We start from the raw sequence: 16836 nt of genomic DNA, 5'->3' as shown, positions 1-16836 counted from the left end.
TTTCGCGATTTGCGACGCTCTGAAAGGGCAATATGTCTTAGGATGGGGCAACGCCCTATCTTTTGAGCAATACACACACCAAAATACACATACACACAAATGTCACAATCGTTAGCAAAAGTCTGTACACATATTGTGTTCAGTACAAAATATCGTCAGCCATTAATTGATGAGAAAATTGAAAATGAGCTTCACAGATATCTGGGAGGTCTTTGTAACAAATTTGAATGTATACCGATCAAAGTCGGAGGTTATGTAGACCACATTCATATTTTATGTGTCATGTCAAGAAAGATATCCATCATGAAACTTTTGGAAGAAATAAAAAAGAATTCTTCCAGATGGATTAAGACCAAAGGAAAGGAGTACGAAGGTTTTTATTGGCAGGATGGATATGGAATATTTTCGGTTAATCCTTCTGACTTAGAGATCGTGGTAAAATACATTTCCAATCAAAAACTATATCACGAAAACAAGAATTTCCAGGATGAGTACCGGGGCTTTTTGAGAAAATATAATGTTGAATATGATGAACGGTATGTTTGGGATTGATATGGGCATTTGAAATGAAATCGATCGGGGCCGGTTGAACCGTCGATAGGGCGATGCCCCATCCTAAAATATAACGCCCTTTCAGGGCTACGAAATTATTTAGCCCTGAAAGGGCGTCATACCTTAGACCGGGGCATCGCCCTGGGATATTGGGATACCGGGAACCCGGGAACAGAAATTATTAAAATAATCCATGGCCGAAACCATCCTGCAAATCAAAAACCTCTCCAAATCCTTCGCCGGGATTAAGGCGTTGGATGATGTGCATCTTACAATAAAAAAAGGAGAGGTTCATGCGTTGATGGGAGAAAACGGAGCGGGGAAATCAACCTTCATGAAAATCCTTATCGGACTGTTAAATCCGGATTCAGGAGAAATAATTTTTGAAGGAAATTTAATTAAAAACAACACAGTAAGCGAAATTTCAAAAAAAGGCATTTCGATGATTCATCAGGAGATTTTGATAATTCCTGAACTTACCGTAGCGCAAAATATTTTCCTTGGCCGGGAAAAAGAGATTTCCGGAAATAAAAGTGGATGGCTTAATGACAAGAACATTAGCACAAAAGCAACCGAACTTTTGAATGTTCTGGGAGTTGATATTGATGCGAATGTCAAGATGAAATATCTCAGCGTCGCGCAGATGCAAATGGTAGAAATTGCGAAAGCGGTTTCAAATAATGCCAGCGTTATCATCATGGATGAACCTACGTCGGCCATATCAGACAAAGAGGTTGCGACACTTTTTAAAATAATTAGAGATCTTAAAAATAAAGGCGTTGCCATTATCTATATCTCGCACAAAATGGATGAGATATTTGAAATTTGTGATACCATTACTGTTTTGCGTGACGGTAAATATATCGTAACAAAAAGTACTTCGGAACTTGATATTAACAGTCTGATTGGCATGATGGTAGGGAGGGAAATCAATAACATGTTTCCTGAACCAGTTTTTGAAAAAGGTAAAATCGCCCTTTCTGTAAGAAATCTTATAAAAAAGGGAAAGTTTGACGAAATTAATTTTGACGTGCAAGCGGGAGAGATATTTGGAATTTCCGGGCTGATGGGCGCAGGAAGAACTGAAATTGCACTAGCCATTTTCGGATTATCGCCGGCAGATGGCGGTACAATATCCGTCAACGGACAAGAAGTTAAAATAAAATCCCCGCAGGACGCAGTGGCCAATGGGATTGGTTATGTCAGCGAAGATAGGAAAGGTCTGGGTTTTATCCCTCAATTATCAGTAAAGCAAAACCTGACGCTAGCTAGCTTATCCGAACATCGACAGGGTATTTTTATCAATAATCAAAAAGAAAATGTTTCGGCAGATCAGATGATAGTTGATCTGAAAATAAAAGCTTCCGGTCGGAATCAGAAAGTCACACATTTGAGTGGAGGGAATCAACAGAAAGTAGTTATTGGTAAAGTACTAGCCGCTTCTCCTAAGGTTATCATTCTGGATGAACCAACACGCGGAGTAGATGTCGGAGCAAAATTTGAAATATATAAACTCATAAATAATCTGGCAGCGCAAGGAATGGCAGTCATAATGATCTCTTCCGAATTACCGGAAATATTAGGAATGAGTGACCGGATTATGGTTTTGTCAAAAGGAGTTCAAACGGCAACTTTGTCAAGAAAAGAAGCGACTCAGGAATTAATAATGAAATACGCAGTGCAGTGAAATGACGAAGTCTAACAACTGAATTGTAACTGTCAACTTTTCAATTTCCAAATAAGAAAGTATTTAAATATTATAAATTGGAAAATAAAATTACTTCAAGATTTCGTGATATTGGCCAATACGGTATTTTCCTGGCATTTGTAATAATCTGCCTGGTTCTTGCTTTAAGTACGCCCAAATTTTTCACAGTATCCAATTTAATGAATATTGGAACGCAGGTTTCGATCAATGCTTTACTTGCTTTTGGAGTAACTTTTGTCATCATAACTGGTGGCATTGACCTTTCGCTTGGATCGATGGTCGCGGTTACCGGTGTTTTAGCAGCAACTTTCGCGCATCCGCATACCTATCCTGTAATTGTCCCGGTTTTTATCGGACTTACAGGTGGCCTTGCCATCGGTGCTTTCAATGGATTGGTTATTACGAAAAGTAAAGTTCCGCCTTTCATTGTGACATTAGGAACAATGACCATTGGCCGAGGTTTAGCCTTGATTCTTAGTAAAGGAAGACCAATTTCTAACCTATCAGATTCCTTCAATTTCATTGGTGGGGGAAATTTATTTGGTATACCCTTGCCAATCGTCATTCTCGTTGTGGCTTTTATTATTTGTTCTGCCATTTTAAACAAAACCATTTTAGGTCGCTACATGTACGCTGTGGGTGGGAACGAGCCCGCTGCAAGAGCCTCAGGAATCCGGGTTAATCAGGTCAAAATGTGGGTTTATACTATCTGCGGAATGCTTTCAGCGGTGGGTGGGATTTTATTAACATCCAGAATTACAACAGGTCAACCCAACGCAGGTGCTGGTTTTGAGCTTGATGCAATTGCCGCAGCGATTATCGGTGGTACGAGCACTTCTGGTGGAACGGGTACCATGACAGGAACTTTAATCGGCGCCTTATTAATTGGTGTCATCAGCAATAGTCTTGATTTACTGAATGTTACTTCTTATTACCAGCAGGTTGTCATGGGCGCTATCATCATCGGTGCAGTGGTTTTAGATAGTATGGGAAAAGACAAAAACTAGACCTCAGTTTAAAAAATCATTTTTGGAAATGCCTTTTTAATTCTAAATAATTGAATGAAAAATATATGAAACTGAATTCCATTTACGCATTTGCACTCATCGCTTCCTTTTTTGTAGGTTGTAATAATTCAGGTAATTCCGAATCCGGGAAAAAGGATGGCGACAAAAAGCTTGTTATCGGAAGTACAATGTTAAGTATGCAAAACGAGTTTGTCGTCAATGTGAGTGATGAAATGGAGGCGAAAGCGAAAGAGCTTGACGTTGAGCTAATTACTGTTGACGCCGAACGTTCGGCTTTAAAGCAGGTTGAGCAGGTAGAAAGTTTTATAGCGCAGGGAGTTGATGCAATTGTGATGAATCCGTGTGAGGTGGAAGCGAGCTCACCAGCTGTAAAACTTGCTCTTGATGCTAAAATTCCAATCATCAATGTTAATTCAGAAACCACCGCAAAACCAACTTCTTTTGTTGGCTCTGATGATGTTGAATCTGCCAGAATTGCAATGAATTATATCGTTAAAAAGCTGGGTGGTAAAGGAAACGTGATTATGATGCACGGGTATATGGGACAAGCCGCTCAAATTAAAAGAGATAAGGGAGCCAAAGAAATACTGAAAACAAATCCCGGTCTAAAACTTCTTGCAGAACAGTCGGGTGAGTGGGACCGAGCCAAAGCGATGTCGTTAACCGAAAACTGGATTCAATCTTATGGTACTAAAATCAATGCCATTTTCGCTCAAAATGATGAAATGGGATTGGGTGTTGTAAAAGCTTTGGAAGCAGCCGGATTGAAAAATAAAATAATCGTGGTAAGTATTGATGCAATTCCTGACGCGTTGCAAGCGGTAAAAAAAGGAACGCTTGACGCGACAGTTTATCAAAATGCAAAACAACAAGGCAGCACGGCGATCGAAAATGCAGTAAAAGCAGCCAAAGGTGAAAAGTTTGAAAAGGAAGTTTTGATTCCGTTTCAGCTTGTTACCAAAGAAAACCTTGCTGAGTTTTTGAAATAATTTTATTAGCCGAAAGTATAAGAAACCAATCCTGAACCATGAAAATTAAAACCGGAGAAATGAAAGTCGCTTTATCTGGAATCCTTTTGGGGATCGGCTTTTTCACATCAGCATATGCCCAGCAGAATGAAAAAAGAGCAACGCCTGTCCGGTTTGAAAAAAAGCAGATTGCATCGGAAAGTGTTGAGTCTGTTGCGGTTTTTGATGTAAATAATGACGGGAAACCGGATCTTGTTTCAGGTGAATTCTGGTATAAAGGCCCTGAGTTTTTTGACCGGTTTTATATTGGCGAGGTTAAGCGTGTTGGAGAATACTGGGACGATTTTCTTACCATTCCAATGGATGTTAACGGCGATGGAAATATGGATTTTATCACGGGTGGATGGTTTAACAAAAGTCTGATCTGGCGTGAAAATCCTGGAAATAACGGTCCGTGGAAAGATCATCTGATTGATGAAACAGGCAATGTTGAAACCGCAAGGGCCTGGGATGTAGACAATGATGGTTTTCCTGAAATAGTCCCTAACAATCCAAACTCGCCGTTCAAATTTTACAAATTGGAAAGAGACAAAGCAGGAAAAGGAACCGGAACTTTTACCAAAATACAAGTTGCCGATAACCAGGATCATGGTGTTGGATTCGGTGATGTGAATGGTGACGGAAGAGGCGATTTTATTATCAGTACGGGTTGGCTGGAAGCGCCAAAAAGTGTCTTGAAAGACAAATGGATTGCGCACAATGATTTTAAATTCGGTACTGCGAGCGTCCCTATTTTAGTGGTTGATGTGAATGGTGACAAGAAAAATGATATCATTGTCGGGCAGGCGCATAGCTACGGGCTTGACTGGTACGAGCAGACGACAAAATCAGGGAAAATCGATTGGATCAAGCATGTGATCGATCCTTTTAATTCGCAGTTTCACTCGATGGAATGGATCGATCTGGATAATGACGGCAAGTTTGAATTGCTGACCGGGAAAAGATACAGGGCACATAATGGGAACGATCCGGGAGAAAAAGATCTTGTAGGCATTTATTATTATCAGTGGAATGGCGAAACCTTTGTTAAACAGGTAATTTCGCATGGTCCATATGGTATTGGAAAGGGAATCGGAGTTTATTTTTCAACAGCGGATTTGCACGGCAGTGGCCGAAAGGACATTATTGTTGCGGGAAAAGATGGGCTATTTGTCTTTTTTAATCAAGGCAACAATTAAGTTTAATATTTACTAAGTTTTTCATCGACAACATTGAACAGAAAACATCAGTGTTGCAATTTTGACATCATTACTAAACCCCAAATGCATGAGAAAGGTATCGGTCACACTTGGCCATATTCTATTATTGTTACTTACTATTTTCTACAAGCCGGTAGAAATCCGGGCCCAGTCAAAAGCTTCCGGTTTTGATTTAAAAGATGGAGACCGTGTCGTTTTTCTTGGGAATTCCCTTTTTGAAAATGATTTCCAATACGGATATCTGGAACTGGCGCTCACAACCCGTTTTCCTGACAAAAACGTTACCTTTCGTAATCTGGGATGGTCGGGCGATAATGTGTGGGGAGATGGGCGCAGCACTTTTACCAATCCGCCAACTGCCTATCAGCATTTAATTCAAAATATAACCAAAACGCAGCCAACCGTAGTTTTTCTTGGTTATGGCGGTGTTGAAGCGCAGGAAGGCGAAGCAGGTTTGGCGCATTTTAAAGACGGATTGAATAATCTGCTCAATAAAATTGATTCCTTAGGTGCGAAATCTATTTTGCTTTCGACAATTCCTGTTGTATCGAGTGATACTTCGATCAACCTTTCCAAACGTAATGCGGATCTTGAATTATATTCTTCTGCAATCGCCAAAATAGCAGCGGATCGCGGGAAGCAGTTCATTGATATTTACAAGCCAATTCTGGAAGCCAGCAAAAAGACAACCATTATTGAAAATGGAGTTCACCTGAACGAAACCGGATACTATTATCTGGCGAATGTTCTGGAAAATGGTTTGGGTTTAAAAAACGAAAAACAGACAACTACTATTTCTATTTCCAAGACAGGCGCAGAAGCGTCTGCCAATGCTAAAATTTTGGAATCAGGTAAGGATTTAGCTAACCTTCAATTTGTAATCCCTGAAAAATTCCTGCCTATACCGGCAACTCCCGAAACTGAAAAGCTGGTGGATGTTGCACCCATACTTAAAGTGACGGGATTGAAAAAAGGCTTTTACACACTTTCTGCAAATGACGATCAGATTGTAACAGCTTCCGCCAAGGATTGGGAAAAGGGTGTAGAAATCAAACAGGGTCCATCTTATTTTCAATCGGCAGAAATCAGGGATATGATTTTGAAAAAAAATGAACTGCACTTTTTTCAATACAGACCGATCAACGAAACGTACATTATCGGTTTCCGTGCTTACGAGCAAGGAAAACATGTAAAAGATCTGGAAGACCAGGATATTCTGATCAAATTTCTGGAAGGACAAATTGGTTTAGAAAGAATGCCGAAAGAGGTAGTTTATAAGCTGTCAGCTCTTAGCAACTAGCAGCATCAAAATAAAGTCAAATTAAGAACAGAGTTTCAGGCGCAACAGAGCTAAAAGCTAACTGCGGTCCGCCGCGGGGCTAATAGCCAACAGCTAAATAAATATGAAAGCAATAAAACTACTTATCGGGATTCTGGTATTACCGCTGATCCTGCTTATGACTTCGTCCGTAAATCAAAAAAATGTATACGAAGATCCGGATCCGAAAAAGGAACTGGCGTCGTTCAAGGTTGCTGATGGCTTCGAAGTAACACTTTGGGCGGCAGAACCTTTGGTCGCAAAACCTATTCAAATGAACTGGGATGCTGATGGACGTTTATGGGTTGTGAGCAGTACTGCTTATCCGCATTTAAAAACGGGTGAAGTCGCTAACGACAAAATCTTCGTCATTGAAGATACGGATGGTGATGGAAAGGCCGATAAAACGACAATTTTCGCAGAAGGTTTAACAACACCAACAGGAATTTTGCCTGGCGATGGTGGGGTTTACGTAGCCAACTCGACTGAAATTCTACATTTTTCGGATACGGATGGTGATGGAAAAGCGGATAAAAAACGCAGAATCCTGAACGGTTTTGGAACAGGAGATGCGCATCACTTGATTCACACTTTTCGCTGGGGACCGGAAGGTAAATTATATTTCAACCAGTCCATCTACATTTTTAGCCATGTTGAAACACCTTTTGGTACAAAACGTCTAGAAGCCGGCGGAGTATGGCAATTGAATCCAAAAACTTTGGAAATCGATGTGTATGCGCGTGGAGGTATCAATTTCTGGGGATTGCAGTTTGATCGCTGGGGACAATCATTCCTGACGGATGGTGCTGGTGGAGAAGGTATTAATTACGCTTTTCCGGGTGCCGCATTTGCTGCTGCGCAGGGGGCTGAAAGAATTATTCGTGGCTTAAATCCTGGTCAGCCAAAACATAGCGGACTTGATGTAATCTCAGGAAGACATTTGCCTGATGCATGGCAGGGAAGAATGATTGCGAACGATTTCCGCGCAAATCGGATCAACAGTTTCAAACTGGAAGAACAGGGGAGCGGTTATGCTTCCAAACAAATGGAAGATTTGATGTGGACGGATGATATTGCTTTCCGTCCTGTTGATATTAACGTTGGTCCGGATGGAGCGATTTACGTTGCAGACTGGTACAATCCGATTATTCAACACGGAGAAGTAGACTTTTTCGATCCTCGCCGTGACCAGGAACATGGACGTATCTGGAAAATTACTGCTAAAAATCGTCCGTTGGTAAAAGTACCAAAGTTAAATAAAGCGCCCGTTGCCGAACTTTTGGAAGCGCTGAAAGTACCGGAAGAACTTACCCGCACAAATGCAAAACAAGTTTTAAAAGAACGCGGAGCAAAAGAAGTAATTCCTGCCTTACGCGCCTGGGTAACTGCATTAGACAAAAAGGACAAAGATTACGAACATAATTTATTGGAGGCATTATGGGTTTTTCAGGCGTTGGATACGGTGAATGAACCGCTTTTGCTAAGTCTGATTAATGCTGAAAGTCACAATGCGCGTGCCGCAGGATTGCGGGCGCTGACATTCTGGTATACCAAAATTAATAATGTACCGGGAATTCTGGCCAAAGCGGTTACGGATAAACATGCGCAGGTTCGTATGGAAGCCGTGATTGCGCTTCGCAAAACAAAAACACCGGAAGCTGCCCGTGCTGCACTTTCTGTTCTCGAATTGCAAATGGATGAGTTTATCGATTATGCACTTTGGCAAACAATCCGTGAACTGGAACCGGTTTGGATGGCGAAACTGAAAACAGACCCGAATTATTTTGGTGATGCCAAGAAAACGGTTTATGCTTTGAAATCTTTGAGTTCACAGGAAGCGGTTGCCCAATTGATCAGCTTATATGGAAAAGGCCAGGTGCCGCAGGAATATCAGAAAGACGTGCTGAATGCAATTGCAAAATCCGGACAAACTGCGGATCTGAATATGCTGCTTGATTTAACGGTTCAAAATAAAGATAAAAATATAACTCCGCAGCTGGCAACTCTGGAAGATGCGGCCCGTCAGCGGAAAGTAAAACCGGATAAAAGTCCTGAACGTGTTGCTGATTTTATTGGAAATGAAGATGAGGCAGTAAGTCTGAGTGCGATCCGACTTGCCGGACTATGGAAACTCGATCAGTTAAATGACCGTCTTACCAAGCTAATTCAAACAGGCACCCCAAATACTAAAAAAGCTGCACTTGGAGCTTTGGCGTCCATTGATAAGGAAAAAGCGATGAAGCTGATGGTCGAAATGACGGGTCCGAAAAATACACCGGAAGTTCGTATTATCTCTGCCGGGGAGCTTGCTGCTTTAAATCCTGTTGAAGGTGCAAAAATTGCTTCGGAGCTCATGCGGACGCTGCCAGCTGATACGGATGTGACAGATCTTTTCATGGCATTTATTCCAAATAACAACGGAGCAGCGGCACTTGCGGACGCAATTGCAGCCAAAAAAATTCAGGAAGCGACAGCGAAAAAAGGAAGAATTCTGGTGCAGGCCCGTGCAGGGTGGAATCGTCAGCGAATTGATCAGATTACAGCATTGAACAAAGCCTTAGAAGCTTCGGGCGGAACTTTACCTGTTCAAAATATGAAACAGGATTTGAATGATAAGGAAATTGCGAGTCTGGCAAAAGTGGTAACCGACCAGGCTGACCCAGCAAAAGGAGAGCTTATTTTCAGAAGAACCAGTACAAGTTGTACCACTTGTCACGCCATTGGTGGTGCTGGTGGGCGTATCGGTCCGGATTTGAGCAGCCTGGGTACCAGTTCTCCGGTTGAAACAATAATTCGCTCCGTGCTTTATCCGAGTTTGTCGATTAAGGAAGGATATGATTTAAAGCGTGTTGTGAAAAAGGATGGCAGCGAATTGCTGGGTTATCTGGCGAGTGATGGAGCTTCTGAAATTGTGATACGTGATGTGACGGGGAAGGAAGTTTCCATTGCCAAAAGTCAGGTTCAATTGATGGAAAAAGTACCGGGATCGTTAATGCCTCCGGGATTGACAGCCAGTCTTGACAAACAGGAGTTCGTTGACCTGATCGGTTTCCTTTCCAAAATGGGTGAATCCGGTAAATTCCGCGTACCGACTACGAGGTTTGTTCGCAGATGGAATACGGTGGAAGCAAATAAGGAAACAGCGAAAAGAATTCTTGCAGAAGGGCCTGGATATGTGGTAAAAGATAAATCAAAAATTTCTTTCCAACCTGTTTACAGTAAGGTTGCGGGTGATCTACCATTGGATGATTTACCAGTTATTGACGGTGCTGCTGGTAAAAAATACAGTTTTGCAAGATTTGAAATTGAAGTGCTGACAAAAGGAAATGTTGATCTGGCATTTAGTTCAACAGCTGGAATTACAGCCTGGTCGGATGGAAAACCTTTGAAACTTGCTGAAAGTGGAGCGGTAACGGATTTTTCACAAGGTGTACATTCCATAACACTTGCTGTTGACAGAAGCTTATTCAAAGACAATTCTTTAAATATCCAGTTGCAGGATGCGCAGAATGGCGGTGCTCAAACGCGCCTTGTAATGGGAAAATAAGCTGTATTTTTGTAAAGGAGAGAAAGAGGTTAGCTCATCAGAGCTGACCTCTTTTTTTTGTCAAACAGATAAATATGAATCATTTTGAAACAATAGTAAAATCTTGCAATTCATATCTTATATGACCTTAATCTTAAAAGAAAAACAAAATCAGCCTGAATATTTTTTCGTAAAGTTTACTTTTAACTTCCCATGATTCGAACGGACTATTTTTGGAGTAAAATTTTAAAGAAAAATTTCGTCCCGTTACTATTCAGTTTTGCGTTCGCAGGTTTAGTAGCCTATCAAACCAGAACCGAAGATGACCGGACATGGAGCATTTACAAAGCTGATAACGAAAGTACCAGTTATTCAAAACTCAGCCAGATCAATACAGAAAACGTGACCCAGCTGCAACCCGCCTGGACGTTCGCTTTAAAAGATATGAAAGAAGGTGCGCGTTCAGGAAGCAGCGAATGTAATCCGATTATTGTGGATGGTGTGATGTATGCGACTTCTGCCAAACATTGGGTTTATGCTGTAAATGCAGAAACGGGTGAAAAAATATGGTCTTTCGATCCGTTTGATGGAGCCGAGGGAGGCGGTGTAAGTCGCGGCGTAACCTATTATGAAGAAGGAAATGTCAAGAGAATTCTGGTAACGGGTGGTGATAAACTTTTTGCACTTGATACCAAAACCGGAAAGCCGATTTCAAGTTTTGGAAAAAGTGGATTTGTTAATTTGAATGTTGGATTAAGAGATAATCCTGAAACTATATCTGTGATTCCTACTTCTCCGGGAATTGTATTTAAAAATCTGCTGATCATGGGCGCAGAAGTTTCAGAATTGTATGGTGCGCAGCCCGGTTATATTCGCGCTTACAACTGCATCACCGGAAAGCTTGAATGGACATTTCACACAATTCCGCTTCCTGGTGAGCCTGGTTATGAAACCTGGCCGAAAGATGCCTACAAATATGCAGGTGGGGTAAATGACTGGTCGGGGATGAGTCTGGATCTAAAACGCGGTATCGTTTTTCTCGCTTTGGGATCTCCGTCTTATGATTATTACGGAGCCGACAGAACCGGGAAAAATCTATATGGAAACAGCGTTGTTGCCCTGGATGCGGCAACGGGGAAATACATCTGGCATTACCAGACCATTCACCATGATCTGTGGGATTATGATTTGCCTGCCCCGCCAAATCTGGTTACCGTAAAACGAGATGGCAGAGATCTGGATGCCGTTGCACAAATTACCAAACATGGATTTGTATTCGTTTTTAACCGTGAAACCGGTGAGCCTTTATTTCCAATTGAAGAAAGAAAAGTACCAGTTTCGCACATTCCGGGCGAACAATTCTGGCCGACACAGCCCTTTCCTTTAAAACCAAAACCTTTTGCCCGTCAGCTTTTCAGAGAACAGGATCTAACTCATTATTCACAAGTTGGACATGATTCTCTCGTGAAAAAATATCGTTCGATGCGTTATGAAGGACTTTTCACACCTCCGGATTTGAAAGGAACATTGATGTTACCCGGTTCCCGCGGTGGTGCGGAGTGGGGCGGGGCGGCTTACGATCCTGCAACCAGCGTACTTTTCGTTAAATCAAACGATTCCCCGGAAATTGAATCCATGCAAAAAATGGATGAGGAAAAAGAGGCCCAAAACCAGACGGTTTTCGAGCAGGGAAAGTCTGTTTACATGACTTATTGTGCGACTTGTCACGGAAAAGATAAAAATGGAGACGAGCCGAATTATCCTTCACTGGTTTCTTTAAAATCCAGAATGACCAAAGAAGCGGCTTTGGATAAAATTAAAAAAGGAGGAGGAAAAATGCCTGCTTTCGCAAGTATTATCAAAGGGGAAGAAAAGGGTATTATAGCCTTCTTATACGAAAAGGAACAAAATTCTTTAAAAGCTACGAAACTGGAAACAATGCAGACCAAAGCCGGTGCAGACAAATATTTAAATCTGACTGCTTATGGCCATTTCAGGGATATTGATGGAAATCCTGCATTAACACCACCTTGGGGAACACTGAGCGCAATTAATTTAAGCACTGGCGATTATGAATGGCAGGTACCGTTGGGAAATAATGAAAAACTACAAGAAAAGGGTGGCCCGGAAACTGGTCAGGAAGGTTCTGCCGGACCGATTGTTACTGCTGGCGGGTTGATTTTTATCAGCGGAACAAATGATAAAAAACTTCGTGCTTTTGACAAATCAACAGGGAAATTGCTTTGGCAAACTATCCTTCCCGGCGTGGCCAACGCAACAGCGTGTACTTACATGGCGGGCGGAAAGCAGTATGTTGCACTTTCCGTGGGAGGAAATAAGGAGAATCCTTCTGGATTTATCATGGCTTTTAAATTGCCATAATTTATAAAATGGTTTGATCAGTCCAAGCATTTAGTCTAAAATGTCCGGACTGATTGTTTTTCCTTGCAGATTCGTTTTTTTTTGATAAAATGTAATCAGCAATGTTATGAGAATCAGATATTTCAGTTTCATATGAATTTCTGTTAGTTTCAGTGAAACAATAAGTTATAGCGTTAAATTTGAAATTCAAACTACTTTGTTATCCGTTGTGCGTAGTGTTCTTCGAACACTGCGTACTAGCAATAAATAACCGTTTGTAACGGTTTTCATTAGAAATAAATGCGAGGAGGAATTGTCATAGTCTACCGTTACAAACGGTAAATTATGACAATTCGTAGTTTAAACTACGAATAACAGAGCGAGGAGGAGTTGTCATAGCCTACCGTTACGAACGGTAAACTATTTAAAATTCGTAGTTTAAACTACGAATAGCGGTAACGGGTGTTCATATTGTCACCACATATTAGATTCAACCGAACGTTATTAAATTGTTATAATCATTGAAAATTATTTAAAAAAACAGGTTGTTTATTTTTAACATCGTTGCAACGGTTTGTGGGGAAAAGGTGTCCTAATAAAAACTCATCCATCAATTTTATGAAAATCAATACGGCTCTTCTCTTTTTATTCTGCTCCGTTTTTCTTGCATCCTGCAATGACAATAAATGTGACTGTATAGCACCACCTTTTGAAACCAATTTGCAGGGACAATGGAAATGGGTCAAAACTACTACACCAACAAAGACTATTACAGCCGAGGCAGCAGGGATCAACAGAACGATTAATTTTTTCAATGACGGACGAAGTGATTTGGTTACTTTCTATCAGAGCGACAGTCTGAAATCGACATTGGTAAGAAGCAGAGAAGGGGCAAGTGCTGACAAGAAAAATCTTATTTATCTTATGAAATTTAATCCGGATGGCTATATAAAATTTTACATGAAGGATTATTCATTATTGGAAACCAGTGAGTTAATGAAAGATTATACAGAAAAGGCAGATACAATCAGGCATTTTTATCAATATATTGGCCAAGCCAGAAGGTAGCAGCTAGTATCTCATGGATAAAAATACTCATCGTATTATTGCGATAGATAAATTTTCTTGTACCTTTGAATCATGGGCGTCACAAAAACACAAGTTTTTTCAGAACAACAAAATCGAATTGCAGAGTTGGCAAAAGCATTGGCACATCCTGCAAGGATTGCAATTATTCAGCATTTGTTGAAAGAAAAGTCGTGTGTCTGTGGGGATTTGGTTGAAATCTTACCACTTGCACAGGCAACTGTTTCGCAACATCTGAAAGAGTTGAAACAAATCGGATTGTTGAAAGGCGAAATTGATCCTCCAAGGGTTTGCTATTGCATTAATGAGGAAGTCTGGGCAGAGGCCAAATTTATTTTCGGTGCGTTGTTTGAAGCAGAAGTTTCCATTAATAAATGTTGCTGAGTTTTATATTAATTATTAATCGTAATATCGCAATGAATAGTTTATCTCCTTTAACCTGGCAGCATTTTAAAAAAGTGCTTCTGGAAAATACCGGAAAAGTTCTTCAATTTGAATATTCGGATGGTCAAACTGTAGATGCTTCCTATCACATTACTGAAATCAAACAGGCACCGATTGTTTCTGTTGATTGTGGTGGTTTAATGAATAGCTGGACAGAAGTGATCGTTCAACTTTGGGAACCGGCTGTAAAAGAGACTGAGCGGGCAATGAAAGTTGAAAAGGCAATGTCAATCATCAATCTGGTTGAAAAGCTGCTTCCGTTGAATCCGTTGGGCACTGTAAAAATTGAATTTGGAAACTCGAAATTTGATACCAGACAGATGTATCCGGGAGATTTTTTTGTTGATGAAGATTCTATTACGGTACAGCTCGTTCCCGACTTTACGCAATGTAAGGCAATGACCAGAAATCAGACATGTGGTATAAATTCAAAAAATGAAACACAGAGCGAACCGGAAAATAATATGGTTGATGTAGAATTGGCGGAGAATTTGTCGTGCCAGCCGGGATCAAATTGCTGTTAATTTAAAGATCAAAATATGGTTACTATCAGGATTTTGCAGCCAAGTGACTGGGAAGCGGTGCGTCAAATATACATGGAAGGAATTTCGACTGGCAACGCTACATTTGAAACGAAAGCTCCCGAATGGGAAAGCTGGGACCAATCTCATGTTTCCGGGTTAAGGTTTGTGGCGATAAATGACGAAGGCAAAATTATGGGCTGGGCAGCACTCACACCCGTATCGGGACGCTGCGTTTATGCAGGCGTGGCGGAAGTCAGTGTTTATATAGGCGCTGAGTTCCGTGGACAGAAAACAGGCGATTTTCTGTTGTCTTATTTAATAAGAAAAAGTGAAGAAAGCGGTTATTGGACATTACAAGCCGGGATATTTGAAGAAAATGCTGCAAGTATTGGTCTGCATCAAAAACATGGTTTTCGTATCATAGGATATCGTGAGAAATTAGGGAAAATGAATGGAACCTGGCGGAATGTGAATCTGCTCGAAAGAAGAAGTAAAACAGTTGGCATAAAATAAAACATATGAAAAAGATACTTGTATTGTGCACAGGCAATAGCTGTCGAAGCCAGATTGCCGAGGGATATTTGCAAAAATTTGCCGGAAATAAGGCATCCGTATATAGCGCAGGGGTAGAGACGCACGGCGTTAATCCAAGAGCGGTTAACATTATGAAGGAAGATGGAATAGACATTTCCAGCCACACTTCCAATCATATGGATGAATACAAAGACATCAATTTTGACATTGTAATAACTGTTTGTGACAACGCAAAAGAACGGTGCCCTTATTTCCCTGCCCGTGCTGAAAAGTTTCATTACAATTTTCCGGACCCTGCAAAAGCAACCGGAACAGAGGAAGAAATTACCAGCGAATTCCGTAGAGTCAGGGAGATGATTAAAAACTATTCGGAAAATTTTGTCCGGGAAAATCTCTAAACTTCATTCATGTCAGTCAATAAATGCACACCGGTTACCGGGCGAAAAAAACTCGGATTTTTGGATCGTTATCTTTCTTTATGGATTTTCCTGGCTATGCTTTTAGGAATTGGTCTGGGTAATTTCGTACCTTCTTTTCCTGATTTTGTCAATTCGTTTACCCGTGGAACAACCAACATTCCTTTGGCTATTGGACTGATACTGATGATGTATCCGCCGCTGGCAAAAGTAAAGTATGAAAAGATCAGTGAGGTTTTCAAAAATACCCGTGTAATGGCCGTTTCACTTGTATTAAACTGGATTGTCGGTCCTGTATTGATGTTTGTACTGGCCATTATTTTTTTACACAATCATCCCGAATATATGACCGGATTAATCCTGATCGGATTGGCCCGTTGCATTGCTATGGTCCTTGTCTGGAACGAACTGGCAGGTGGAAGCAGTGAGTATGCAGCAGGTCTGGTTGCGATTAACAGCCTTTTTCAGATTTTCCTGTACAGTTTTTACACTTATTTGTTCATTACTTTTCTACCCGGTTTAATTGGTTTAAAAGGCATGGCAATCAATATTTCGATAAAAGAAATTTCAACAAGCGTGGCAATATACATGGGAATTCCATTTATCGCCGGCATTTCAAGCCGTTTTGGATTGTCACGTTTGAAAGGAAAAGTTTGGTATGAAAAGAAATTTATTCCTTTCATTTCGCCTGTAACGCTTACTGCCTTATTGCTGACAATTGTCCTGATGTTTAGTTTGAAGGGAAAATTATTACTGAGCCTTCCCGGCGACGTATTACTCATTACAGTACCATTGGTGATTTATTTCGTCCTGATGTTTTTTGCAAGTTTCTTTTTGTCAAAGTTTATGGGGGCAGATTACGCGCAAAATGCCTCCATTACATTTACAGCTGCCGGAAATAATTTTGAACTCGCGATAGCTGTTGCCATAGGTGTTTTTGGGATCAACTCTGGTCAGGCTTTTGTAGGTGTTATTGGTCCGTTGGTCGAAGTTCCGGCCCTTATCGGGCTTGTCAATTTAATATTATGGCTGCAAAGGAAATTTTATAAAAATGAAGTTTGATAAAATAAAAGTAATATATCGAACAATAATTTTACTGGATTCTATATGAC

At 40.8% G+C, this 16836-nt stretch carries 14 protein-coding genes; all 14 read left to right on the top strand.

All coding sequences use genetic code 11. The features are described from left to right. Nucleotides 1-99: 99 nt before the first annotated feature. The 14 genes from tnpA (at nt 100) to arsB (ending at nt 16786) form a co-directional block, all read left to right on the top strand. On the top strand, nt 100-552 hold the full coding sequence (tnpA, locus tag IEE83_RS19980) for an IS200/IS605 family transposase (protein WP_194122272.1): 453 nt from the start codon (nt 100-102) through the stop codon (nt 550-552). Nucleotides 553-745: 193 nt separating this feature from the next. Continuing rightward, nucleotides 746-2239: a sugar ABC transporter ATP-binding protein gene (locus IEE83_RS19975; RefSeq protein ID WP_194122271.1), complete on the top strand. Its 1494-nt coding sequence runs from the start codon at nt 746-748 to the stop codon at nt 2237-2239. A 77-nt stretch (nt 2240-2316) separates the two neighbouring features. After that, nucleotides 2317-3267, top strand: coding sequence for an ABC transporter permease (locus tag IEE83_RS19970; protein ID WP_194122270.1), 951 nt, complete (start codon nt 2317-2319; stop codon nt 3265-3267). 65 nt (nt 3268-3332) lie between these two features. Next, nucleotides 3333-4277 (top strand): sugar ABC transporter substrate-binding protein, encoded by a 945-nt coding sequence (locus IEE83_RS19965; RefSeq protein ID WP_194122269.1) that lies wholly within the window; start codon nt 3333-3335, stop codon nt 4275-4277. Nucleotides 4278-4315: 38 nt separating this feature from the next. Further along, complete coding sequence (locus IEE83_RS19960; RefSeq protein WP_228101893.1) at nt 4316-5494, top strand: FG-GAP repeat domain-containing protein; 1179 nt, start codon at nt 4316-4318, stop codon at nt 5492-5494. Between the two features lie 88 nt (nt 5495-5582). Further along, entirely contained in the window at nt 5583-6815 is a 1233-nt protein-coding gene (locus IEE83_RS19955) for a GDSL-type esterase/lipase family protein (protein WP_194122268.1), read from the top strand. 103 nt (nt 6816-6918) lie between these two features. After that, complete coding sequence (locus IEE83_RS19950) at nt 6919-10380, top strand: PVC-type heme-binding CxxCH protein (protein ID WP_194122267.1); 3462 nt, start codon at nt 6919-6921, stop codon at nt 10378-10380. 192 nt (nt 10381-10572) lie between these two features. Continuing rightward, nucleotides 10573-12741 (top strand): pyrroloquinoline quinone-dependent dehydrogenase, encoded by a 2169-nt coding sequence (locus IEE83_RS19945; protein ID WP_194122266.1) that lies wholly within the window; start codon nt 10573-10575, stop codon nt 12739-12741. A gap of 597 nt (nt 12742-13338) precedes the next feature. Further along, nucleotides 13339-13788: a hypothetical protein gene (locus IEE83_RS19940; protein WP_194122265.1), complete on the top strand. Its 450-nt coding sequence runs from the start codon at nt 13339-13341 to the stop codon at nt 13786-13788. Nucleotides 13789-13860: 72 nt separating this feature from the next. Further along, nucleotides 13861-14190, top strand: a complete 330-nt coding sequence (locus IEE83_RS19935; protein ID WP_194122264.1) for an ArsR/SmtB family transcription factor — start codon at nt 13861-13863, stop codon at nt 14188-14190. A gap of 32 nt (nt 14191-14222) precedes the next feature. Beyond that, nucleotides 14223-14774, top strand: a complete 552-nt coding sequence (locus IEE83_RS19930; protein ID WP_194122263.1) for a DUF6428 family protein — start codon at nt 14223-14225, stop codon at nt 14772-14774. A gap of 15 nt (nt 14775-14789) precedes the next feature. Beyond that, nucleotides 14790-15287, top strand: coding sequence for a GNAT family N-acetyltransferase (locus tag IEE83_RS19925; protein ID WP_194122262.1), 498 nt, complete (start codon nt 14790-14792; stop codon nt 15285-15287). Between the two features lie 5 nt (nt 15288-15292). Further along, a complete protein-coding gene (locus IEE83_RS19920; RefSeq protein ID WP_194122261.1) occupies nt 15293-15706 on the top strand; it encodes an arsenate reductase ArsC in 414 nt (137 codons plus the stop codon). A gap of 9 nt (nt 15707-15715) precedes the next feature. Beyond that, nucleotides 15716-16786 (top strand): ACR3 family arsenite efflux transporter, encoded by a 1071-nt coding sequence (arsB, locus tag IEE83_RS19915; RefSeq protein WP_194122260.1) that lies wholly within the window; start codon nt 15716-15718, stop codon nt 16784-16786. The last annotated feature ends 50 nt before the right edge of the window (nt 16787-16836 follow it).

The sequence above is a fragment of the Dyadobacter subterraneus genome, from assembly GCF_015221875.1.
Taxonomy (GTDB): Bacteria; Bacteroidota; Bacteroidia; order Cytophagales; family Spirosomataceae; genus Dyadobacter; species Dyadobacter subterraneus.
Note: the sequence above shows the minus strand (reverse complement) of the source record. Positions and strands in the feature narration are given on the sequence as shown.